At 59.0% G+C, this 22,994-nt stretch carries 24 protein-coding genes; 12 read left to right on the forward strand and 12 right to left on the reverse strand.

Going from position 1 to position 22,994, the window contains the following annotated elements; all coding sequences use genetic code 11:
• Window positions 1–114 precede the first annotated feature (114 nt).
• The 11 genes from AC5YUO_RS06415 to AC5YUO_RS06465 form a co-directional block, all read right to left on the reverse strand.
• Window positions 115–1,647, reverse strand: coding sequence for a YifB family Mg chelatase-like AAA ATPase (locus tag AC5YUO_RS06415; RefSeq protein WP_496154648.1), 1,533 nt, complete (start codon window positions 1,645–1,647; stop codon window positions 115–117).
• A 183-nt stretch (window positions 1,648–1,830) separates the two neighbouring features.
• Window positions 1,831–2,790 carry a glutathione synthase gene (gshB, locus tag AC5YUO_RS06420; RefSeq protein WP_003520105.1) on the reverse strand — a complete coding sequence of 320 codons (960 nt, stop codon included), beginning with the start codon at window positions 2,788–2,790 and terminating at the stop codon, window positions 1,831–1,833.
• A 241-nt stretch (window positions 2,791–3,031) separates the two neighbouring features.
• A complete protein-coding gene (locus AC5YUO_RS06425) occupies window positions 3,032–3,544 on the reverse strand; it encodes a cupin domain-containing protein (protein WP_400818836.1) in 513 nt (170 codons plus the stop codon).
• 109 nt (window positions 3,545–3,653) lie between these two features.
• Complete coding sequence (locus tag AC5YUO_RS06430; RefSeq protein ID WP_496154649.1) at window positions 3,654–4,754, reverse strand: sn-glycerol-3-phosphate import ATP-binding protein UgpC; 1,101 nt, start codon at window positions 4,752–4,754, stop codon at window positions 3,654–3,656.
• Between the two features lie 10 nt (window positions 4,755–4,764).
• On the reverse strand, window positions 4,765–5,607 hold the full coding sequence (gene ugpE / locus AC5YUO_RS06435) for a sn-glycerol-3-phosphate ABC transporter permease UgpE (protein WP_400818842.1): 843 nt from the start codon (window positions 5,605–5,607) through the stop codon (window positions 4,765–4,767).
• Between the two features lie 11 nt (window positions 5,608–5,618).
• Window positions 5,619–6,587, reverse strand: a complete 969-nt coding sequence (locus AC5YUO_RS06440) for an ABC transporter permease (RefSeq protein ID WP_496154650.1) — start codon at window positions 6,585–6,587, stop codon at window positions 5,619–5,621.
• An 82-nt stretch (window positions 6,588–6,669) separates the two neighbouring features.
• A complete protein-coding gene (locus AC5YUO_RS06445; protein ID WP_496154651.1) occupies window positions 6,670–7,968 on the reverse strand; it encodes an extracellular solute-binding protein in 1,299 nt (432 codons plus the stop codon).
• A 133-nt stretch (window positions 7,969–8,101) separates the two neighbouring features.
• The gene (locus AC5YUO_RS06450; RefSeq protein ID WP_496154652.1) at window positions 8,102–8,662 is read right to left on the reverse strand and encodes a sugar O-acetyltransferase; all 561 of its coding nucleotides are present in this window, start codon (window positions 8,660–8,662) and stop codon (window positions 8,102–8,104) included.
• A 14-nt stretch (window positions 8,663–8,676) separates the two neighbouring features.
• Complete coding sequence (locus AC5YUO_RS06455; protein WP_496154653.1) at window positions 8,677–9,045, reverse strand: YraN family protein; 369 nt, start codon at window positions 9,043–9,045, stop codon at window positions 8,677–8,679.
• The gene (gene rsmI / locus AC5YUO_RS06460) at window positions 9,035–9,976 is read right to left on the reverse strand and encodes a 16S rRNA (cytidine(1402)-2'-O)-methyltransferase (RefSeq protein ID WP_496154654.1); all 942 of its coding nucleotides are present in this window, start codon (window positions 9,974–9,976) and stop codon (window positions 9,035–9,037) included. Before rsmI ends, AC5YUO_RS06455 begins: the two co-directional genes overlap by 11 nt.
• Window positions 9,977–10,072: 96 nt before the next feature.
• A complete protein-coding gene (locus AC5YUO_RS06465) occupies window positions 10,073–10,243 on the reverse strand; it encodes a hypothetical protein (RefSeq protein WP_496154655.1) in 171 nt (56 codons plus the stop codon).
• Between AC5YUO_RS06465 and dnaN the strand changes: the two genes are divergently transcribed.
• The 6 genes from dnaN (at window position 10,242) to AC5YUO_RS06495 (ending at window position 14,959) form a co-directional block, all read left to right on the forward strand.
• Window positions 10,242–11,360 carry a DNA polymerase III subunit beta gene (gene dnaN, locus AC5YUO_RS06470; RefSeq protein ID WP_065654600.1) on the forward strand — a complete coding sequence of 373 codons (1,119 nt, stop codon included), beginning with the start codon at window positions 10,242–10,244 and terminating at the stop codon, window positions 11,358–11,360. The genes AC5YUO_RS06465 and dnaN overlap by 2 nt on opposite strands.
• Window positions 11,361–11,552: 192 nt before the next feature.
• Window positions 11,553–12,146 (forward strand): phospholipid N-methyltransferase PmtA, encoded by a 594-nt coding sequence (gene pmtA, locus AC5YUO_RS06475; RefSeq protein WP_003520115.1) that lies wholly within the window; start codon window positions 11,553–11,555, stop codon window positions 12,144–12,146.
• Window positions 12,147–12,241: 95 nt separating this feature from the next.
• Window positions 12,242–12,838 (forward strand): histidine phosphatase family protein, encoded by a 597-nt coding sequence (locus tag AC5YUO_RS06480; protein WP_496154656.1) that lies wholly within the window; start codon window positions 12,242–12,244, stop codon window positions 12,836–12,838.
• A 4-nt stretch (window positions 12,839–12,842) separates the two neighbouring features.
• Entirely contained in the window at window positions 12,843–13,550 is a 708-nt protein-coding gene (gene pyrF / locus AC5YUO_RS06485; RefSeq protein WP_003503850.1) for an orotidine-5'-phosphate decarboxylase, read from the forward strand.
• Window positions 13,551–13,570: 20 nt separating this feature from the next.
• Window positions 13,571–13,858, forward strand: coding sequence for a DUF1330 domain-containing protein (locus AC5YUO_RS06490; RefSeq protein ID WP_496154657.1), 288 nt, complete (start codon window positions 13,571–13,573; stop codon window positions 13,856–13,858).
• Between the two features lie 120 nt (window positions 13,859–13,978).
• The gene (locus AC5YUO_RS06495; RefSeq protein ID WP_496154658.1) at window positions 13,979–14,959 is read left to right on the forward strand and encodes a complex I NDUFA9 subunit family protein; all 981 of its coding nucleotides are present in this window, start codon (window positions 13,979–13,981) and stop codon (window positions 14,957–14,959) included.
• Between the two features lie 604 nt (window positions 14,960–15,563).
• Here AC5YUO_RS06495 and AC5YUO_RS06500 read toward each other — a convergent pair.
• On the reverse strand, window positions 15,564–16,370 hold the full coding sequence (locus AC5YUO_RS06500; protein ID WP_400818870.1) for an undecaprenyl-diphosphate phosphatase: 807 nt from the start codon (window positions 16,368–16,370) through the stop codon (window positions 15,564–15,566).
• 159 nt (window positions 16,371–16,529) lie between these two features.
• On the opposite strand from AC5YUO_RS06500, the gene AC5YUO_RS06505 reads away from it, so the two are divergent.
• The 6 genes from AC5YUO_RS06505 (at window position 16,530) to AC5YUO_RS06530 (ending at window position 22,960) form a co-directional block, all read left to right on the forward strand.
• Complete coding sequence (locus AC5YUO_RS06505; protein WP_003520121.1) at window positions 16,530–17,222, forward strand: glutathione S-transferase family protein; 693 nt, start codon at window positions 16,530–16,532, stop codon at window positions 17,220–17,222.
• Window positions 17,223–17,351: 129 nt separating this feature from the next.
• Window positions 17,352–18,503, forward strand: coding sequence for a tRNA epoxyqueuosine(34) reductase QueG (gene queG, locus AC5YUO_RS06510; RefSeq protein ID WP_496154818.1), 1,152 nt, complete (start codon window positions 17,352–17,354; stop codon window positions 18,501–18,503).
• A 3-nt stretch (window positions 18,504–18,506) separates the two neighbouring features.
• Window positions 18,507–19,379: an SDR family oxidoreductase gene (locus AC5YUO_RS06515; RefSeq protein WP_496154659.1), complete on the forward strand. Its 873-nt coding sequence runs from the start codon at window positions 18,507–18,509 to the stop codon at window positions 19,377–19,379.
• 428 nt (window positions 19,380–19,807) lie between these two features.
• Complete coding sequence (locus AC5YUO_RS06520) at window positions 19,808–20,176, forward strand: septal ring lytic transglycosylase RlpA family protein (protein ID WP_269341622.1); 369 nt, start codon at window positions 19,808–19,810, stop codon at window positions 20,174–20,176.
• A gap of 61 nt (window positions 20,177–20,237) precedes the next feature.
• Entirely contained in the window at window positions 20,238–21,527 is a 1,290-nt protein-coding gene (locus AC5YUO_RS06525; RefSeq protein WP_496154660.1) for an RsmB/NOP family class I SAM-dependent RNA methyltransferase, read from the forward strand.
• Between the two features lie 155 nt (window positions 21,528–21,682).
• Window positions 21,683–22,960 (forward strand): imelysin family protein, encoded by a 1,278-nt coding sequence (locus AC5YUO_RS06530; RefSeq protein WP_496154661.1) that lies wholly within the window; start codon window positions 21,683–21,685, stop codon window positions 22,958–22,960.
• Window positions 22,961–22,994 lie beyond the last annotated feature (34 nt).

A 22,994-nucleotide genomic window follows, 5' to 3' on the forward strand; every position in this document is an offset into this window, starting at 1 on the left:
CGATGGCTGGCATGCCGCACATGCATCACAAGCCTTTGAAATAGCTTTGCTCGCTTTGCGCCAAATCGCATGCGGCACGTACTTTCTTTCCAAGTGCACACAGCCGGATATGGTCTACGCCGCCGCTGTCAGCCTTTCGCCGGCGATACGATAGGATACGGCCTCCGCCACATGGATGCGGCCGACCGTCTGCTTGCCATCCAGATCGGCCAGGGTACGGGCAACCTTGAGTATGCGATGATAACCCCGGGCGGAAAACTTCAGCCGCTCGGCCGCATCGCGCAGCAATTGCAGCCCGGACGCATCCGGTTCGGCATATTTTTCGATCAATGTGGTTGTGCAGCGGGCATTCGTGCGAATGGCGGCAAATCCCGCCGCCGTGTAACGCTCCTGCTGTGTAAGGCGTGCCCGGGCGACACGGGCGGCCACCACTGCACTCGGCTCGGCCGCGACGGGGCGAATGAGATCGGCTGCGGAAACAGCGGGCACGTCGATGCGGATATCAATACGGTCCAGCAGCGGTCCGGAAATGCGGGCCTGATAATCGGTCACGCACCGCTGGCCTCGAGCGCAGGTGAAACCCGGCTCTCCCGCCATGCCGCAACGGCAGGGGTTCATGGCCGCAACAAGCTGGATTTCCGCCGGATAGCTGACGCGATGATTGGCCCGCGCAATGATGCATTCACCCGTTTCAAGCGGCTGGCGAAGCGCATCCAGCACCGGCGGCGAAAATTCCGGGAACTCATCCAGAAAAAGAACACCGTGATGGGCAAGCGAGGCCTCACCCGGTTTGGCGCGGAGCCCCCCTCCGATCAGCGCCGCCATGGTGGCGGAATGGTGCGGGGTGCGGAACGGCCTGCGGTCCGACAGCTTGCCGCCGGACAATTGGCCGGCGATGGAATGAACCATCGACACTTCCAAAAGTTCCGCCGCCTCCAGTGGCGGCAGGATGGAAGGCAGGCGGGCTGCGAGCATGGATTTGCCAGAGCCGGGCGGACCGACCATGAGCAGATTATGGCCGCCGGCCGCTGCCACCTCCAGCGCACGCCGGGCACTCTCCTGTCCTTTGATGTCAGCCAAATCCGGCAGATTGACCGGATTGGCGCGGATGGCGGGTGTGGGGCGCGACAGAAGCTGGGTGCCGCGAAAATGATTGGCAAGCGCAATCAGGCTGCGCGGAGCGAGAATATCGATACCGGCTCCGGCCCAGGCCGCTTCAGGTCCGCTTTCAGCCGGGCAGATCAGCCCCTTGCCGAGCGCATTGGCGCCGATCGCCGCCGGCAAGGCGCCCGAAACCATACCAATGGTGCCATCAAGATTGAGTTCACCGAGAACCACATAACGTCCCAGCATTTCTGCCGGTATCGCCCCCAAAGCGGCCATGAGGCCAAGTGCAATGGGAAGATCAAAATGCGATCCTTCCTTGGGTAAATCGGCAGGAGCAAGATTGACGGTGACTTTTTTTGCCGGCAAGGCCAGACCCGAGGCGTGCAGGGCAGCCTGTACCCGCTCCCGGCTTTCGGCCACCGCCTTATCCGGCAGGCCGACAATCTGGATGCCCACCTTTCCCGGTGCGACCATGACCTGCACTTCGACGGGCACGCCCTCTATGCCCTGAAATGCAACCGTATTGACCTTTGCCACCATGGCCTGCCCCCGCAAACCGGCCGCGCCAACAGGAGCTTCATGCTCCGGCGGCCACCCGCAAGCAACGTGCCACAGCGCAAAGAATAAAACAAGAACATCCAGCGAACAATTTCTCGCTGGCGATGTATTTTAGTTGTATCTAGTTGTGCTCGCGGAACAAAGCTGGATCGGCGAAAGGCCGCGTCAGAAATCCTGGGCTTCGCGCTTTTTCTCTATCGCGTCCCACAACAGGCTTGCGACATCGGCGCCGCCGAATTTCCGCACTTCGCGAATGCCCGTCGGCGAGGTGACGTTGATTTCCGTCATATAGTCGCCGATCACATCGATGCCGACGAACAGGAAACCGCGTTCGCGCAATGCCGGACCGATGCGGCGGCAGATTTCTTTCTCGCGCGCCGTCAGTTCCGTCGGTTCCGGCCGGCCGCCGGCATGCATGTTGGAGCGGGCGTCGTTTTCCGCCGGTACACGGTTGATTGCGCCGACCGGCTCGCCATCCACGAGCAGGATGCGCTTGTCGCCCTTGCGGACGTCAGGCAGATATTGCTGGGCGATGTAAGGCTCGCGGAACATCTGGCCGAACATTTCCAGCAGCGAGGAGAAATTGCGGTCGTCGCGCGCGGAATGGAAGACGCCCGCGCCGCCATTGCCATAAAGCGGCTTGAGGATGATATCGCCCATTTCGTTGCGGAAGCGGGCGATTTCGGCCACGTCCTTGGTAATCAGCGTCTTCGGCATCAGATCGGCGAATTCGGTGACGAAAATCTTCTCGGGCGAATTGCGCACCCAGGCGGGATCGTTGACGACAAGCGTTTTCGGATGAATGCGTTCCAGCAAATGGGTGGAGGTAATGTAAGCCATGTCGAAGGGCGGATCCTGACGCAGATGGATGACATCCATCGTGGAGAGATCGACGCGCTCCGGTTCGGACAGGGAGAAATGGTCGCCCTTGATGTCGCGCAGCTCCATCTGTTCGACAGTGGCGTAAATCTTGCCATCGCGCATGGAAAGGCGTTCGGGCGTATAATGGAACAGCCGGTATCCGCGTGCCTGCGCCTCAAGGCTCATGGCGAAGGTGGAGTCGCCGGCGATATTGATACCGGAGACATGATCCATCTGGATCGCGACGTTCTTGATCTTCGCCATGCGCATGTTCCTCTTGCAGCATGCGGACGCTTTCCGGCCCGCCATGCCCATTGCCTCGCCTTTTCAAGTTTCCTGCAGGACCGGGAGAAACCCGTAAATGCTGCAGAAAACCCTGAAGATGTAGGGCAGCGACCATTCAAAGGCAACTGCTGCAAGCGGTGGTTTGTGTGAGTTTTATTGAACCTTCACAATTCCATGGACGGAGCCGTGCAGGCCCCGCCAACCGGAATGTTTTATCGGTTCAGGCCGCCAGCTTATAGGAACGGCCGGCAAACAGCTTGTTCTTGACGCGGTAGGCCAGAGCCAGCGCCTTGGGGAACGGACGGCGCATGAAAGCGACCTTGCGGACATAGTCATCCACCCGCCAGGTGGCCCATGTTCCCGCTGGAAAATAAGCGACATCGCCGACCCGAAGGATGCTGATCGAACCATCTTCCGCCGTTACATGCACTTCGCCTTCGAGAATATAGACGGTTTCATCCCAGCCGAAGAACCAGCGAAACTCACCTGCCGTGCAATCCCACATGGCGGTGCTGGAAGCGCGGTCGCCGCTTCGGGAATGATCCGCCGCGCGCGCCTGGGGGTTGCCGGAAATGATCCAGTCCGGATTAATGGGGGCCGGCTGAAGCCGCAGATCGGTGCAGGAGGCGCTGACGACGGCCTCGTCTTTTGACCGGCGCAGATAGGCCGGCAAAATCGGTACCGTGCGGATAGCCATGGTTGCCGCGGCGGCAAACATCATTTTGAAGGACATATTAGAAAACCCCCGTGAAATATTGGAGGTCTTCTATCATCAGGATCGTAACAAAGCGGTTTTGACAATCGGCGCAATTTTAGTCATCGCGCCGATTTCTGCGATGCGCTCAGGCCGTCGCCAACTGAGCGGACTGCGCGCCAACCTGTTCCGTCTTGCCGGCAATACGCTTGCCGGTTTCGCTGGAAAAGAAGTGCAGCTTTTCCGGCGCGATCGTGACCGAGAGCACGGCGGGAACGTCGACATCCGGCGGGAAAGCCACCGTCAAGGTCTGGTCGCCGATCGCCCCGTGCACCAGGCGCTGTGAACCCAGCTCCTCGATATAATCGACGCGGAGCGTGAAACCCTGCTCACCTGCCGCAGCGAGGCGGAAATCTTCCGCGCGCATGCCTACCGTCACCGTCCCGGAGGCAGGCGCAAAACCATTCAGCCCAAACAGCGACGGACCAATCGCGAGGCTGTCACCATGCAATTCGCCATTCAGCAGGTTCATGGCGGGAGAGCCGATGAAGCTCGCAACGAAGGTGGAGGCGGGCGTGTGATAGACATCGAGCGGCGCGCCGATCTGCTCGATACGGCCGCCGTTCAGCACCACCAGACGATCGGCCAGCGTCATGGCCTCCAGCTGATCGTGGGTAACGTAGATCGACGTGGTCCCAAGGCGCTTCTGCAGACGCTTGATCTCGCCGCGCATGGACACGCGCAGCTTCGCATCGAGGTTGGACAAGGGTTCATCGAACAGAAAGGCCGCCGGTTTGCGCACGATGGCGCGGCCCATGGCGACACGCTGCCGCTGACCGCCGGAAAGCGCGCGCGGCTTGCGGTCCAGATAGGGTTCAAGCTGCAGCATGCGGGCGGCTTCAGCCACACGCGCATCGATCTCCGTCTTTGGCGTCTTGCGGTTCTTCAACCCGTATTCCAGATTCTGGCGCACCGACATATGCGGATAAAGCGCATAATTCTGGAACACCATGGCGATATCGCGGTCAGCGGGGTCGGCCTGATTGACCACCCGGTCGCCGATTTTCACCGTCCCTTCGGATATGTCTTCCAGTCCGGCCACCATGCGCAGAAGCGTGGACTTGCCGCACCCGGAAGGGCCGACGAGAACGATGAACTCGCCGTCCCTGATGTCGATATCGACGTGATGCACGGCGCGCACGCCGCCATGATAATCCTTGCAGACCTGACTGATTTCTATCGCGGCCATTTCGGTCTCCTTATTTATCGCTCTCGGTGAGGCCCTTGATGAACCAGCGCTGGAAAATCACGACGATCAGCACCGGCGGCAGCATGGCCAGAACGGCAAGCGCGAAAGCTTCGTTATAATCGGGAATTTGCGAACCGACCCAGACCTGCAGGATCGACTTGATGCCGCGCATCAGGGTGAAGAAGCTCTCATCCGTCGTCATCAGCATGGGCCAGAGATACTGGTTCCAGCCATACACGAACATGATGATGAAGATCGCCGCCATCATGGTGCGTGAGAGCGGGATGATCACGTCGATGAAGAATTTGAACGGCCCTGCCCCGTCGATGCGGGCAGCCTCCAGCAATTCTTCCGGAATGGATTTGAAGAACTGCCGAAAATAGAAGGTGCCCGTTGCAGACGCCAGAAGCGGCACGATCAAGCCGGTATAGGAGTTCAACAAGCCAAGTTTGCTCATCACCTCGTAGGAGGGCATGATGCGCACTTCGAGCGGCAGGAGCAGCGTCGTAAAAATGATCCAGAAGGCGAGTGTGGCAAAGCGGAAGCGGAAATAGACGATCGCATAGGCCGCCGTCATCGACAGGACGATCTTGCCGACGGCAAAACCAATGCCGAGGATCAGCGAGTTGATCACCATGTTGAGACCGGTGATCTGACCGGTGAAACCACCTTTCTGCGTCAGAACCTTTTCATAGGTCTCGACGAAATTGTCGCCGGGAATGATGGCCAGACCGCTGCGGTGGATTTCCGCCGCCGTATGCGTGGAGGTCATGAAAGCCACGACAACAGGCAATATCAGGAACAACGCGCCTATTATCAGCACCAGATGATCGAGGGGTTTTGTCTTGTACATAGTCTTTTCCCTCAATTGTAATGGATGCGCTTCTCGATGAAGCGGAACTGGATGATGGTGAGGACGAAGACGACCAGCATCAGGATGACGGACTGGGCCGAAGAACCACCGATGTCATTGCCGCGGAAACCATCCAGAAACACCTTGTAGACCAGCGTGATCGGGTTGTTGGCCGCCTTGTCCTTCACCATCACGTCGATGACGCCGAATGTGTCGAAGAGGGCGTAGGTGATGTTGATGATCAACAGGAAGAAAGCCGTGGGCGCCAGAAGCGGCATGATGACCGTCCAGAACCGGCGAAAGCCCGAGCGGCAGTCGATGGCTGCTGCTTCCCGCACGGAGACCGGCACGCCCTGCAAACCGGAAAGGAAGAAGATGAAGTTGTAGGGAATCTGCTTCCAGACCGCGACGACGATCATGGCGAAGGCCGTATCGAAATAGTTGAGGCCGACCTTCATGTCCCAGCCGAGAAACGCGGCCATCTTGACGAAGGGGCCGATATGCTGGTCGAAAAACATCATGCCGATGAGACCGGCGACCGGCGGTGCTATGGCATAGACGGAAATCAGCAGCGTCTTGTATGTCGAACTGCCGCGAATGACCGCGTCGGCCTTGACGGCGAGCAGCAGGCCGAGCGCCAGCGAAAAGAAAGTGACCAGCACGGTGAAGACCACCGTGAATTTGGCGATGCTGAGATATTCGGGGCTGAATATCGCATCCGAATAATTGGAAAGTCCGACGAAAGAAGCGCCGAAGCCGAACGGGTCCTCAATATAGAAGGACGAATGGATGGCCTGAACCGATGGCCAGTAGAAAAAGATGAAAATCACCGCAAGCTGCGGCGCCAGAAACAGGTAGGGCACGTAGGACGAGGAGAACTGCACGCGCTTCATGCCAGCTTCAGCGGGCTTGGCGGGTTTTCCAGCCTTTGCGGACCAGCCGGACAAAAACCGGCGCGGTTGAGACGATGTATAGGCCACGCTTGCGCCTCCTTATCCAGAAGCGAGCCTCCCTTCCATCGGAAAGGAGGCTCGACAACGATCATTGGTTTCGAAAGATCGATTAGCCGGCCGTCTTGGCGAAACGGGCCAGAAGGTCGTTGCCTTCCTTCTCGATGATCTCGAAAGCAGCCTTCGGCGTTACTTCACCCGAGAAGATGCGGTTATATTCGCGTTCCATGACGGCGCGGATCTGCGGGTAGAAGCCAAGGCGGTAACCCTTCGACCATTCGCCGCCCGGCAGCGACAGCTGCTGGATACCAACTTCGGCGACCGGCTTTTCCTTGTAGAAGCCTTCAGCCTTGGCCTTTTCATAAGCAGCCTTGGTGATGGCGACGTAACCGGTGGCCTTGTGGTAGAAGACCTGGATTTCCGGCGAGGTCAGGAACTGGAAGAAGTCGGCCACGCACTTGTTTTCGGCTTCAGACTTGCCCGACATTGCGAAGAGGGCAGCACCGCCGATGAAGGAGTTGGTGCCGGCACCCTTGATAGAGTTCCAGTAGGGCAGGAAGGTTGCCGAGAACGGCATGGTCGCCGTCTTCTGCAAACCGCCGAAGGAACCCGAAGAACCGATCCAGAGAGCAACCTTGCCTTCTTCGAAGGGCTTCTGGTTATCGTTCCAGCCGGCGCCGTAATAGGCGAACAGGCCCTTGTCCTTCCAGTCCTTCAGCTTGTCGAACATCATGACGAGGTTCGGGTCGGTGACCTTGAGCTTGGTGTCGGTGACGCTGTCGTAACCGTTGTTGTTGGTGGCGAACTGGATGTTGTTGCGGGAGAAGAAGTTTTCCGTGAACTGCCAGGTCAGCTGCGACTGAACGAGCGGAATGTAGCCGGCTTCCTTCAGCTTCGGCGCGACCTGCTCGAACTCTTCCCAGGTCTTCGGTGCTTCGACGCCGGCCTTCTTCAGGGCTTCGTCGTTGATGTACATGATCGGAGCGGAGGAGTTGAACGGCATGCCGACGAACTTGCCGTCAGCGGCAGCGTAGAAATAACGCACGCCGTTGATGAAGGCGTCGCGATCGAACTTGTAACCGGCCTTGTTGATGAGGTCTTCCGCAGGAATGACCGCGCCCTTGGCGTTGATGATGGTGGCGGCGCCGGCATCGAAAACCTGGAGGATGTTCGGCTGTTCGCCCGAACGGAAAGCAGCGATGCCGCTGGCCAGTGCTTCTTCGTAAGAGCCCTTGGAAACCGGCGTCAGGGCGCATTCCTTCTGGGCTTCGTTGAACTTCTGGGAAACTTCGTTGATGACTTCGCCGTTACGGCCACCCATGCCGTGCCACCAGGTGATGTTGGTCGCAGCCATGGAAGACGTTGCCGAAATGCTGACCGCGACTGCGGCCATGGAAATCTTCTTCAACATTACTAAATCCTCTCCACCATTTATTGGGATGAGGATGCGAATAGAGCCGTTCCATGACGCCTCTTTAACAGTTTGATGTCAGATTTGTTACAGCAGATGCTAATGGACGCGGTTCCCCCTGGGAACACATGCCTCAACTGTCGCTACGCTTTATCGCGCGGGCTGGATTTCCGACCACCGTTGCGCCCGGCGGCACGTCACGCGTCACCACCGAACCGGCGCCGACGATCGCGCCGTCACCAATGGTCACACCCGCCAGAAGGATCGCCCCGCCGCCAATCCAGACATCACGGCCGATCATGACGGGCTTTGCGATTTCAATGCCTTGCGCGCGGGGAACCGGGTCGAGATGATGTTCGGCGCAATAGATCTGCACGGCGGGGCCGAGCATCGCGCCGTCACCTATCTCCACCTTCGCGGAATCGAGAATCGTGCAGCCGGCATTGAGATAGACATTCCTGCCGAGCATAATGTTGAAGCCGTAGGCGCAATGAAACGGCGCCTCGATGAATGCCCCTTCACCAACGGCGGCAAAGAGCGCCCGCAGCATCGGTCCGAAGGCGCCGCGCTCATCCGGCGGCATGGTGTTGTGTTGATGAACGGCACGCCGGGCCTGCCAGCGCAGCACATCCAGCTCGTCATCCATGCAGCTGTACCATTCGCCCGCAGCCATTTTTTCCCGCTCGGTGGGCATTGTTTTCCTCCCCCTCAAAAGGCGTCAATGAAATGCTGCGGCAGGCGTCGCGGCAGAATGGCGATGATATCGAAGCGCAGCGAAAACCGCGCGGCATCCTTGCGGCGGGAGAGCCAGAGATCGGCAGCGGCCCGGATGCGCTGTTGCGAATGGAAGCCGACGGCATCAACCGCACGTTCACCCGATGACCGCGCCTTGACCTCGATGATGGCGACGAGGTGCTTCTTGCGGGCGATGAGATCGATTTCCCCCAGCCGCGTGCGATACCGGATGGCCAGGATACGATATCCCTTCAACAGCAGATAAAGTGCAGCCCAATATTCCGCGGCATGGCCGCGCCGCTCGGCCTTGCGCCTTTTATTGCTTCGCCCGTCAGCGGCCATCCGTTTCCTTCATATCCAGCAGCCTCTGATAAAGCTCCTTGCGCGGCAGGCCCGTCAGCTTCGCCGCTTCGCCGGCAGCCTTGGCGGCGGGCATGGTGGTGACGAGATCCTTCAGGAGCTTCTCGACATCTTCGATATCGGGAATTTCGTCATAGGAAGGCGGCTCCACCAGAAGCACGATCTCCCCCTTCACCACACGGTCGCCATCGTAATAACCCGCAAGCTCACCCAGCGTCCCGCGCCGGAACTCCTCGAAGGTCTTGGTCAGCTCGCGGCAGACCACCGCCCGGCGATCGCGGCCCAGGACCTCCGATGCCACCTTGACGGTGGCGCCGATGCGATGCGGCGATTCAAAGAAGATCAGGGTCGCGGGGATTTTCGCCAGCTCGGCAAAACGGTCGCGCTTGCCGCGATCCTTCACCGGCAGGAAACCGGCAAACAAAAAGGAGTCACTCGGCATGCCGGACCCGACAAGGGCGGCAAGCGGCGCTGACGCCCCCGGCACCGGCACGACGCGATGTCCGGCCTCGAGTGCCAGCTGGCCGAGGCGGTAACCGGGATCGGAAACCAGCGGCGTTCCGGCGTCCGATACAAGCGCCACGGATTTTCCGGCATCCAGCGCGGCGATGAGCTTCGGCCCCGCTTCATTGGCATTATGTTCGTGATAGGCGAGCGGGCGCGTGCGGATGCCGTAGCGCTCCAGCAGGATGCGAGTGACGCGGGTATCCTCGCAGGCGAGAACATCGGCAGAGGCCAGGGTTTCCAGCGCGCGGATGGTGATATCGCCGAGATTGCCGATGGGGGTGGCGACGAGGTAAAGCGCCGGCTCCAGCGGCCGGGCCGGAATGGTGGCGGTGCCGATCCTGAATTCCTTCGCTGCCTGTCTGGCATCGCTGCTCGATATTTCCTGCGTCACACGGCTTCCAATCATTCTGGCCGATCCTTGCCGGCCGGTCGCTCCGGTTTTCCCCTTTATGGGCAATAGAAAACCGGCGAACAAGGTCCATTGGCGGTCCCAACCTGTGGATCATGTTGTATAGCAGCAAAATGAGCCGCAGCAGATGCACTCGGCTCTTGCATTTTCTGCAATAACTCTGCCATTTTGCCCGTCCACATTGTCCGGCTTTTTGCCGGTGAAGACTTTTCTTGCCGATCCGGCGGTGGCCGGTTCGCAACGGTTGAAAGCGGTAGCGTCCATGCGTATTACTCTTGAGCGGTCGAACCTTCTGAAATCGCTGAACCACGTCCACCGGGTCGTCGAGCGTCGCAACACGATCCCGATCCTCTCCAATGTCCTCCTGCGCGCCTCCGGCGCCAATCTGGACATGAAGGCGACCGACCTCGATCTCGAAATCACCGAAGCGACCCCGGCCATGGTGGAACAGGCAGGCGCGACGACCGTGCCGGCGCATCTGCTTTATGAAATCGTGCGCAAGCTGCCCGACGGTTCCGAAGTGCTTCTGGCGACCAACCCGGACGGCTCCTCGATGACGGTTGCCTCCGGCCGTTCGAAATTCTCGCTGCAATGCCTGCCGGAAGGGGATTTCCCTGACCTGACCGCCGGCACCTTCAGCCACACCTTCAAACTGAAGGCGACCGATCTGAAGATGCTGATCGACCGCACACAATTTGCGATTTCGACCGAAGAGACGCGTTATTACCTCAACGGCATCTTCTTCCACACCATCGAAAGCAATGGCGATCTGAAGCTGCGTGCCGTCGCCACCGACGGTCACCGCCTGGCCCGCGCCGACGTGGATGCACCCTCCGGCTCCGAAGGCATGCCGGGCATCATCATTCCGCGCAAGACCGTCGGCGAGTTGCAGAAGCTGATGGACAATCCGGAACTCGAAGTCACTGTCGAAGTTTCGGATGCGAAAATCCGCCTGACCATCGGTTCGGTCGTTCTGACCTCGAAGCTGATCGACGGCACTTTCCCGGATTACCAGCGCGTGATCCCGACCGGCAACGACAAGGAAATGCGCGTCGATTGCCAGACTTTTGCGCAGGCCGTGGACCGCGTCTCGACCATTTCTTCCGAGCGCGGCCGCGCCGTGAAGCTGGCGCTCACCAACGGTCAGCTGACGCTGACCGTCAACAACCCGGATTCGGGCAGTGCGACGGAAGAAGTGGCTGTCGGTTACGACAATGATTCGATGGAAATCGGCTTCAACGCGAAATATCTCCTCGACATCACCTCGCAGCTTTCCGGCGATGACGCGATTTTCCTGCTGGCCGACGCCGGCTCGCCGACGCTCGTTCGCGACACCGCCGGCGACGATGCGCTTTATGTTCTGATGCCGATGCGCGTTTGAAGCGGGAATTTTCCGCAAATTTCATTAAAAAAGCCGGTGGAACGCTCCGCCGGCTTTTTTTGATTCGGCGACGCGCATTTCAAACCGTAAGCGAATTTTTCCAGTTACGACATTTTGCCTTGTTTTTGCGCCAAATGGGATCAACATTGCGTAACAGTTTTTTGACAATGACCAAAAGCATCTGAGGGAACTATGGCACTTAACCTGAAGCAACGGCTTGAACAGAAATTTGAGGAAGAAATCCGCTTCTTCAAGGGCATGGTCAGCCAGCCGAAAAAAGTCGGGGCCATTGTGCCGACATCGTCGATCACGGCGAAAAAAATGGCAAGTGTCATCAATCCCCATTCCGGCCTGCCGGTTCTCGAACTCGGCCCGGGCACGGGTGTCATCACCAAGGCCATTCTGGCGCGCGGCATCAAGCCGGAGAACCTGACCGCCATCGAATATTCGACCGATTTCTACAATCAGCTGCTCAGGAGCTATCCCGGCGTCAACTTCGTCAATGGCGACGCTTTCGATCTCGATGCAACACTTGGCGAACACAAGGGCCAGATGTTCGACAGTGTCGTTTCCGCTGTGCCGATGCTGAATTTTCCGATGGCCGCCCGTATCAAGCTTCTCGACGAGTTGCTGAAGCGCGTGCCGCACGGCCGCCCCGTGGTGCAGATATCCTACGGCCCGATTTCCCCCATCGTCGCACAGCCGCATCTCTACCACATCCGCCATTTCGATTTCATCGTGCGCAATATTCCGCCGGCGCAATTGTGGACCTATACGCGGGCCTGATATTCGACAGAGTGCGAGAACCCGTCATTTCCCGGTCGTGACGAATGGTTAGGGTGTTTATTTGCCCTTTCCATCGCCCTTGAGAACCGATTGCCATGCATGCGCTCTACATCACCCACCCCCAGGTCAAGATCGATCCGGCTGTTCCCGTTCCCGAATGGGGGCTTTCGGACAGGGGTGTCGAGCGGACGCGCGAGGCAAGCCGCCTGCCCTGGGCGCGGTCATTGCGCCACATCGTTTCCAGCGCAGAAACCAAAGCGATCGAAACCGCCCGCATCCTCGCCGAAACCTCCGGTGCAAAGATAGAGATTATCGAGGCGATGCATGAAAACGACCGGTCCGCCACCGGTTTCCTGCCGCCGCCGGAATTCGAAAAGGCGGCGGACTGGTTCTTCGCCCATCCCGAGGAGAGTTTTCACGGTTGGGAGCGCGCAATCGACGCGCAGGCGCGGATCGTCGGGGCCATCAAGGCCGTTCTCGACCGGCACGACACGCAGCAGCCTATTGCCTTTGTCGGCCATGGTGGCGTGGGCACGCTTCTGAAATGCCATATCGAGGGCCGCGGCATCAGCCGCAGCAAGGACCAGCCGCCCGGCGGCGGCAACCTCTTTCGCTTTTCCATCGCCGACTTTTCACTTGCAGCCGCGTCCCCCACATGCGACTGGACGGCAATGGAAACATGGCAGGGATAAGACAATGACAGCGCGCGAAAAACTCATCGTCGGGCTGGATGTTCCGACTGTGCAGCAGGCCGAAGACATCGTCTCGAAAATCGGCGATGAGGTTCTGTTCTACAAGATCGGTTATCAGCTGGTCTTCGCAGGCGGTCTCGAATTCGCGCGTGACCTTGTCCAGAGCGGCAAGAAGGTCTTTCTCGACATGAAGCTGCTCGATATCGACAACACCGTCGCCTCCGGTGTCGAAAACATCGCCCGCATGGGTATGTCGATGCTGACGCTGCATGCCTATCCGAAAGCGATGCGCGCTGCCGTCAAGGCCGCAGAAGGCTCCGGCCTCTGCCTGCTGGGCGTCACCGTGCTGACTTCGATGGACGACGTCGATCTCGCCGAGGCGGGTTATGCCTCTGACGCCCGTTCGCTGGTGCTGCGCCGGGCGGAGCAGGCACGCGAGGCGGGCATGGGCGGCATCGTCTGTTCGGCGGAGGAATCGACCGCCGTGCGTGAAATCCTTGGTCCGGACCTTGCCGTCGTCACCCCCGGCATTCGCCCGGCCGGCGCGGATCTGGGTGATCAGAAGCGGGTGATGACACCCTACGACGCCATCAAGGCCGGATCGAGCCATCTGGTCGTCGCCCGCCCGATCGTCAGGGCGGAAGATCCGAAAGCGGCGGCCCGCGCCATTCTGGACGACATGCTGCGCGCCAGCTTTCCGGCAAATCAGTAATAACGACAGGAGGAGATGAAATGGCAAAGGGATATTGGGTCGCCCGCGTCGATGTGCGCGACAGCGAGCGGTATAAGGACTATGTCTCCACAGCCAAGCCCGCCTTCGAGCGGTTCGGCGCCAATTTTCTGGCCCGTGGCGGTTCCGTGACGGAGCTGGAAGGCAAGGCGCGCGCGCGCAACGTTATCATCGAGTTCCCGTCCGTCCAGCATGCGATTGACTGCTACAACTCTCCCGAATATCAGGCGGCGGCAAAAATCCGCCAGGACGTCGCAGATGCGGAGATGATGATCGTCGAAGGGATTTGACCAGCGTCAATCCCATTGCCAAAACCGGCCCCTGCCTCGCGACAACATCTCTTCACGCGCGCGCGGCTTTGGGCTAAGACACTGAAAAACGCTTTATCGACAGCTTCTGAGGAGCCTCCCATGACCTTGGCCAACCTTCCACCCCTCGTCACCGTTTTCGGCGGTTCGGGTTTTGTCGGGCGGCATGTCGTGCGGATACTTGCCAAGCGCGGTTATCGCATCCGCGTCGCCGTGCGCCGCCCGGATCTCGCCGGCTTCCTGCAGCCGCTCGGCAATGTCGGCCAGATTTCCTTCGCCCAGGCCAACCTGCGCTATCGCGATTCCATCGTCAAAGCCGTGGAAGACGCCGATCATGTGGTCAATTGCGTCGGCATCCTGGCCGAAAGCGGCCGCAACACTTTTGACGCCGTGCAGGAATTCGGCGCGAAAGCCATTGCCGAGGCGGCCCGCGATGCCGGCGCCACGCTGACGCATATCTCCGCCATCGGCGCGGATGCCAATTCGCCAACCGGTTATGGCCGCACCAAGGGCCGCGCCGAGGCCGCCATCCATTCCATCCTGCCTGGCGCCGTGATCCTGCGTCCGTCGATCATTTTTGGACCGGAAGACGATTTCTTCAACAAGTTCGCAAAAATGTCCCGCAGCATGCCGTTCCTGCCGCTGATCGGCGGCGGAAAAACCCGGTTCCAGCCTGTTTATGTCGAGGATGTCGCGGAAGCTGTCGCCCGCGGCGTCGATGGCAAGCTGAAGCCCGGCGCGATCTATGAACTTGGCGGTCAGGATGTCATGACGTTCCGTGACTGTCTCGAGGCGGTTCTTGCCGCGACCTATCGGGAGCGGCCTTTTGTCAACCTGCCCTTCGGCGTCGCGTCGATGATTGGCAAGATCGCTTCAATGGTGCCGCTGATTGCGCCGCCGCTTACGGTCGATCAGGTGACCATGCTGAAAAAGGACAATGTCGTTTCCACTGAGACCGAAAAGAACGGCCTGACGCTGGAAGGCATCGGCATCACCCCCGTTCGCGTCGCGTCCATTCTGCCGTCCTACATGGTGCAATATCGCCCGCACGGCCAGTTCTCCAATGCCGGAAAAGCGGCCTGAGGCCATCTTCAGCCTCATCGATCGTAAACGAAAGCGGGAGCCATTCCCGCTTTTTGTTTTTGCGCAATTCAATTGCAACCAAACCGCTATTCATGCATTTCCCCCTCAACTGCAGGGGAGGTGTCGCATAAACTAAGGCTGCTTTGCAAAGCCGGGTAAAAGTTAACGGCCGTCGGGCCTCCACAGGTAAGCGTGGCACAAGCGCAACTGTGGAAAAGACTTCGTATTAACCCGGTATTCAACAAGCTGCTTTATTGATATTCGCCACATTCCAAACATATCCCGACCACTCAATTCACACACGGCGGTATGATCCGCGCGAACGAACGTCTGAAAGGCAATCATAAAATGGGCAGATCTATCGCACTCTTTTTTGCGTGTGCGGCTTTGGTGGTTCTGGCGGGTTCTTTCATGGCGCCGGGAACGGTTGCAGCGGGTAAGAGCGGATGCGCTCCCGCCTATGGCGTCGACCCCTGCGCAACGGCTTCGATCAGCGCCAACTGATCGGCCTTTAAAGTTTCAAAGAAAAAGCGCCGCCGGTTCTCCGGGGCGCTTTTTCTGTTTCTGTTCGTTCATCACGGGGGAGATTATTCCGGCCTCTCGCTCAACCCAGAACCAGAAGTGCGATCAGTCCCAGAGAACCGATGGCGATGCGCCACCAGGCGAAGGGTGCAAAACCGCGCCGCGATACAAAATCCAGCAGAGAGCGAACGACGAAGAGGCCCGAGACAAAAGCGGCAACGAAACCCACGGCGATCAGCGCGCCGTCATCGAAGCTCAGCGCATCGCGGTTCTTGTAAAGATCGAGCGTGAAAGCGCCGAGCATGGTCGGCATGGCCAGGAAGAACGAAAACTCGGCGGCGGAACGCTTGTCCGTTCCCATCAGCAACGACCCGACGATTGTGGCGCCGGACCGCGACGTGCCGGGAATCATCGCAAGGCACTGGAAGAGGCCGATCTTGAAGGCAAGCGACGGCGGATAGTCCATGATGTCGGTATATTTCGGTTTTAGCGGCATGCGGTCGACCGCGAGCAGAATGACGCCGCCGATGATCAGCACCACGCAGATGAGCATCGGCGTTTCGAACAGCACGGTCTTGATGAAGTCATGCGCCAAAGCACCGATAATCGCCGCCGGCAGGAAAGCAAGAGCGACGGCCAGCACGAAACGACGCGCCTTGGCGCTGGTCGGCAAGGCCATCGCGATCGACACAAGCTTTTGAAAATAAACAAGAAGGATCGCAAGGATCGCACCAAGCTGAATGAGAACGGCAAAGGTGTTGCCGGGTGATTTGAAGCCGAGGAAATGCCCGGCCAGCAGCACATGCGCCGTTGAGGAGACGGGAATGAACTCCGTCAGACCCTCGATAATACCCAGCAGAAGCGCGCTGATGATCGATTGGTCACCCATGAGGTATCCTTCTTTTCAGGGGGAAAGTGGCAATGGAAGGCAATTGCGTTAAACTTGTTTTAAAGTAGCCAAGCTCTTATAGCGTCTTGATGAAGCGAAACTGAAAAAGTTTTTCGGCAAATGCCGATCATGACAACCAATCGTAAAAATTGAGTACCGATGCCAACTCTCTATCACTCTCCGATGTCGACCGCATCCCGGTTCGTTCGTCTGATCCTTGCGGAATACGGGTTCCAGACCGATCTCGTGGAGGAGCAACCGTGGGAAAGACGGCGGGAGTTTCTGGCGCTCAATCCGGCTGGCACCCTGCCGGTCTATCTGGATGACAATATGCGCTCGCTGAGCGGGCCTTATGTGCTTGCGGAATTTCTTGACGAAACGCATGGGGTTTTAAAGCGCGACCGTCGGCTTCTTGCCGAAGACCCGTTTCAGCGCGCGGAAATCCGCCGCCTGACGGAATGGTTTCTGCAAAAGATGGAAAACGACGTGACCCGGCCGCTGGTGCGGGAACGGGTCTATAAGTTGCAGATGACGGCAGCGCAGGGTGGCGGACCGCCGGATTCCAAGCTGCTGCGCACCGCCCGCAACAATATTCGCCAGCACATCAAATATCTGGAATGGCTCGCAGGTTCACGCACCTGGCTTGCCGGAGACCGGTTGAGCTATGCCGATCTTGCCGCGGCTGCCGCGGTCTCGGTGCTGGATTATCTCGGTGAGATCAACTGGCTCGAAGCGCCGATTGCCAAGGAATGGTATCAGCGGGTGAAATCCCGTCCTTCCTTCCGGCCGTTCCTCAGCGAACGCATTCCGCGTCTTGCCCCGTCCTCCCACTACGCCGATCTGGACTTCTGAGGTTTATCTGCGGGTTATTTGCTGCGGCGCGCGGCTGTATTTAAAGCATGTCGTTTTCCCGAAACCGCTGCACACTTTCGGGCGACATGCACTATATATGCCGCAGCATAACCCTCGGGAGAAACGACCATCGACGTTGCCAGCGACAAGCAGCGGATACGTGCGCGTAAACTGACGGACTTCGTTCGCCAGGAAGCGCTTTCGCTCGGCTTCGATCTCTGCCGCATCACGACGCCGGACAGCATTCCGCTCGCGCCGGAACGGCTGAGACAATTTCTCGATAATGGCTATCACGGTACGATGGCGTGGATGGAGGAGACCGAGGCCCGCCGGGCGGAGCCGAAAACGCTCTGGGGCGACGTGCGCTCCATCGTCATGTTCGGGCTGAACTACGGTCCTGAAGAAGACCCGCGCGGGCTGCTTTCCAAACCCGACAAGGCGGCCATTTCGGTCTATGCCCGCAATCGCGATTATCACGACATTATCAAGGGGCGGCTGAAGGAAATCGCCACCCGTTTTGCCGCGCGCGCCGGTGAGGATGTAAAGGTCTTTGTCGATACCGCACCCGTCATGGAAAAACCGCTTGCCGCCGCCGCCGGGCTCGGCTGGCAGGGCAAGCACACCAACCTCGTCAGCCGCACCCATGGCTCCTGGCTGTTTCTCGGCAGCATGTTCACCACGGCGGAACTCTGTCTTGACGAGGCTGAGAGGGACCATTGCGGCTCCTGCCGCGCCTGTCTCGATGCCTGTCCGACGGCAGCCTTCCCCGCTCCTTACCAGCTCGATGCGCGCCGCTGCATTTCCTATCTCACCATCGAACATAAGGGGCCGATCCCGCACGAATTCCGGCCGATGATCGGCAATCGCATCTATGGCTGCGACGATTGCCTTGCCGCCTGTCCGTGGAACAAGTTCGCGGCCAGTGCCTCCGAGATGAAATTGCAGGCGCGCGAGGATCTGAAGGAACCTTCCATCGCCTTCCTGCTGACGCTCGATGATGCCGCCTTTCGCAGCTTTTTCAGTGGTTCGCCCGTCAAGCGCATCGGCCGCAATCGCTTCATCCGCAACGTGCTGATCGCGGCGGGCAACTCTGCCGACCGGCAATTCGTGGAACAATGCAAGGCGCTTGCCGAAACCGACCCTTCGCCCGAAGTGCGCGGCATGGCCGCATGGGCCTTGTCACGGCTTATGGACAGGGACGAATTCCGTACATACTCTGCCGGTCGCGCGCCGGAAGCTGATCCGGAGGCGGAAATGGAATGGCAACTGGCAGGGGCGTGACGCATGCATGTGATGATTTTCGGCGCGGGATATTCGGGAAAAGCCATCGCAAACACGCTGAAAAGCGAAGCAACAAGCGTTTCCGGAACCACACGCAGCCATGACAAGTTCGCAAACCTTACCGCCGCGGGCATGACGCCCTTCCTCTTTGACGGCGTTCAGCTCAATGACGAACTCGTCGCCACAATGGGCAATGTCACGCATCTCGTACAATCCGTCGCGCCGGGCAAGGAGGGCGATCCATTGCTTGCGCTTCTGGGCGGCGATCTGAAAAAGCTCCTGCCCAATCTGACATGGGTCGCCTACCTTTCCACCGTCGGTGTTTATGGCGACCATGGCGGCGCCTGGGTGGACGAGACGACACCCTGCCGCCCGGTCTCCGCGCGATCCGTGGAACGGGTGGCTGCGGAAACCGCCTGGACTGCGGCAGCGGAAAAGGCGGATGTGCCGCTTTCCATCCTGCGCCTTTCCGGAATTTATGGTCCGGGACGCAATGCCTTCATGAATTTCGAGAAGGGAACGGCCCGGCGGCTGGTGAAGAAGGACCAGGTGTTCAATCGCATCCGGGTCGAAGATATCGGTGCCGCACTTGCCTTTCTGGTGAAGAGGAATGAGCGCGGCATCTTCAATGTGACCGACGACGAACCCTGCCCGCCGCAGGATGTGGTGAGCTTTGCAGCGACATTGATGGGTGTGGAACCACCACCCGAACAGACCTTCGAGACCGCCGATCTGACGCCGATGGCGCGCTCCTTTTATGGCGAGAACAAGCGTGTTTCCAACACCAGAATACGCGATCTTGGCTTCGATTTCCGCTTTCCGGAGTACCGGCTCTCCCTCAAACAATTGTGGGAAAACGGCCTCTGGAGAGGTTGAAAAACCTCACCCGGAAAAGCGATGAAAAATCCTTCCAAACCCACTTTTGCGGATGGTTTTCGTCTTATTTCAGCCAATTAGGATTTTATTAACCATCCGAAAATCGCTAAAATCGTAGTCATTAGAAAAATATTTCACTCACATTTCGTGAACTGGATTCACGAAGCCGTGACTTGTAACAGCATTTCGATTGTCCATTGATTTTGCGTTATTTTTTCCACCTTTTGGCCAGGATGCCCTGCCGACAGCTTTCCGGCTAACGATCACGAATATTACAGACTGTAACAGTTCGTGATTTGAGATCAGCTTTTTTTCGCCATTTTTCCCTCGCCCTACAATCTCGCATCAAAAGGCGTTCAGGCCAGTTCATGGCCGTTTAGCAAGGGCACAATCAATCGGCGCGGGGCCGATTTTCAGGGAAGCACAGTTTGTTGAATATCCGTCGTATAACTTTCACCGCTGCAACCATTGCCGCCTGTTCCATCATTGCGCCTCTTCAGGCGAATGCGGCAAATGGTTGTGGAGGCGCATCGTGGTATGCGTTGACCTCCAAGACTGCTTCGGGCGAGCGCATGAACGCCGCCAACCTGACCGCCGCCCACCGCTCGCTGCGGTTCGGCACCAAGGTCAAGGTGACCAATGCGCGCAATGGCAAGGCCGTTGTGGTGCGCATCAACGACCGTGGGCCGTTCATCAAGGGCCGCGTTCTCGATCTTTCCAAGGCAGCCGCCAAGAACATCGGCATGATCAGCTCCGGCACCGCCAAGGTCTGCTACGAGGTCGTCAAGGCCGATTGAGCCTTGCCCTCGCCGCCATTCGCGTCTACCAACCGGGCTTAGCACAAGAACGAGGTAGACAATGCGTTTAGGCGGGCGTTTGGCCGGAGCAATCGAAGTATTGGCAGATATTGAGGGACGCAGGCGTCCCGTTGCCGATGCTCTGAAAGATTGGGGCCTTGCCCATCGTTTCGCCGGTTCCGGCGACAGGGCCGCAATTGGCAACATCGTCTATGACGCGCTGCGCATGAAACTGTCGCACGCCTGGCTGATGGATGACGATAGCGCTGCCTCTCTTGCCTATGCGGTTCTGTTGCGGCAGTGGGGCAAAAGCTTTTCGGACCTTTCGGCGGAATTCGACGGCGACAAATTCGCGCCCACAGCACCCGATGCGGAAAGGCAGCAGGCTTTCCTCTCCCGTTCCCTTAGTGACGCACCGGCTCATATTCAGGGCGACATACCCGAATGGGTCCAATCTTCCTTCGAAACCGCCTTTGGAGAGCGCTGGCTCGCCGAGGCGCAGGCGCTGAATGAGCGGCCCACGCTTGATCTTCGTGCCAACACCTTGAAAGCGACACGCGACAAGGTGCTGAAGGCTTTGGAAGAAAGCGGCGCGGAAGCCACACATATCGCCCGGCAGGGCGTGCGCATTCCCGCTGGCGAAGGCCCTTCCCGCCTGCCGAACGTCACCGCCGAACTGTCCTTCCAGAAGGGCTGGTTCGAAGTGCAGGACGAGGGATCGCAGATCGTTGCCGATCTTGCCGGCGCGCATGAAGGCGAACAGATCCTCGATTATTGCGCCGGCGGCGGCGGCAAGACGCTGGCCATGGCGGCCAGCATGAACAATAAGGGCCAGGTCCACGCCTTTGACGCCGACCGCAAGCGGCTCGCGCCGATCATCGAGCGGCTGAAACGGGCCGGTACGCGCAATGTGCAGGTCCATGACCGCGCCTCTGGCCTTACGCCGTTTCAGGAAAAATTCGACCGCGTTCTGGTGGACGCGCCCTGTACCGGCACCGGGACATGGCGCCGCCGACCCGACACCAAATGGCGGCTGACGGCCCGCAATCTGGAAGAGCGCGTGCAGCAGCAGGGCGAGGCGCTTTCGCAGGCCAAGGGCTTCGTGCGCCCGGGCGGGGAGCTGCTCTATGTCACCTGTTCGGTGCTTCCCGAAGAAAACGAACAGCAGGTCCGTCGTTTCTGCGAGGAAAATCCGGAATTTGCCATTGGCTCGGCGCTGGAGCGCTGGCAGACGACTTTCGGCGGCAATGCCAACAAACCGCATTCTTCCGATGGCAAGACAGTGACGCTGACGCCTGCAACCACAGATACGGACGGCTTCTTCTTCTGCTTGATGAAACGCAAAGCATAACACCGTCTTTGCAAGCACTGATTTTACTTGAAAAACAACACCAGGTCTTGTTTCAAAGCATTCTAAACTAGAATGTTTGACACAAGTTTGTGATTGGGTCAGAACTCGCTTGCCGCGGCGTGAAGTCATTTCGCGCCTGCCGAAGGAGAGGGATCATGATCCGCAAAACCATTCTCAGCGCTTCTTTTGCGCTTCTTGCCGCATCTGCGGCTTTCACCGCGCTTCCCGCCCAGGCCGCCACCGACGCGGCTGCCGTCGTCAAGCATTATGCCGATGTCGCGCATGCCAAATATGAGGATTCGCTGACAACGGCGAAGGCGCTGGACAAGGCCATCGATGCGCTGCTCGCAACGCCGAGCGAAGAAACCCTGAAAGCCGCCCGGGAAGCATGGATCAAGGCCCGCGTTCCCTATCAGCAGTCGGAAGTCTATCGTTTCGGCAACCCGATCGTTGACGATTGGGAAGGCAAGGTGAATGCCTGGCCGCTGGATGAAGGCCTGATCGACTATGTCGACGGTTCCTATGGCACGGAAAGCGACGAGAACGAGCTTTACGTTGCCAACATCATTGCCAATCCGAAGATCAAGATCAGCGGTGAAGAGGTCGACGCCTCCAAGATCACCCCCGAGCTGATCGAAAGCCTGCACGAGGCGGGCGATGTCGAAGCCAATGTGACGACCGGTTACCACGCCATCGAATTCCTGCTCTGGGGTCAGGACCTGAACGGCACCGGGCCGGGCGCAGGCAACCGCCCCTACACCGATTACGACAAGGCGAAATGCACGAACGGCAATTGCGACCGCCGCGCCGACTACCTGAAATCCGCCTCGACCCTGCTGGTCAAGGATCTTCAGGAAATGGTGGATGCCTGGGCGCCGGAAGGCGAAGCCACGAAAACGGTGGAAGCCGACCCGAAAGCGGGCCTGACCGCCATCCTCACCGGCATGGGCTCGCTCTCCTATGGTGAGCTGGCGGGTGAGCGCATGAAGCTCGGCCTTCTGCTGCACGATCCGGAAGAGGAGCATGATTGCTTCTCCGACAACACCTATAATTCGCATCTTTACGACGCGATCGGCATCGCATCGGCCTATACCGGTGACTATACCCGCGTGGACGGAACGAAGATGACGGGCGCCTCGCTGTCCGAACTGGTCGGCGCCAAGGACAAGGCGCTGAACGACGAGATGCTGGCGAAGCTCAACAAGACGCTCGACGCCATGCACGCCATGGAAAAGCGTGCGCAGACCGTCGAGGCCTATGACCAGATGATCGGCGAAGGCAACAAGGAAGGCAATGCCGTGGTTCAGGCGGCCATCGATGGCCTTCTCGACCAGACGAAGTCTGTCGAACGCGTTATCGCGGCGCTCGATCTCGGCAAGATCGAGCTTGAAGGCTCCGACAGCCTCGACAATCCGAACGCCGTCTTCAAATAAGCGGTAAAGCGGGCCGCGGATCGCTGCGGCCCGT

The sequence above is a fragment of the Agrobacterium sp. LEGMi-208b genome (assembly GCF_059511785.1).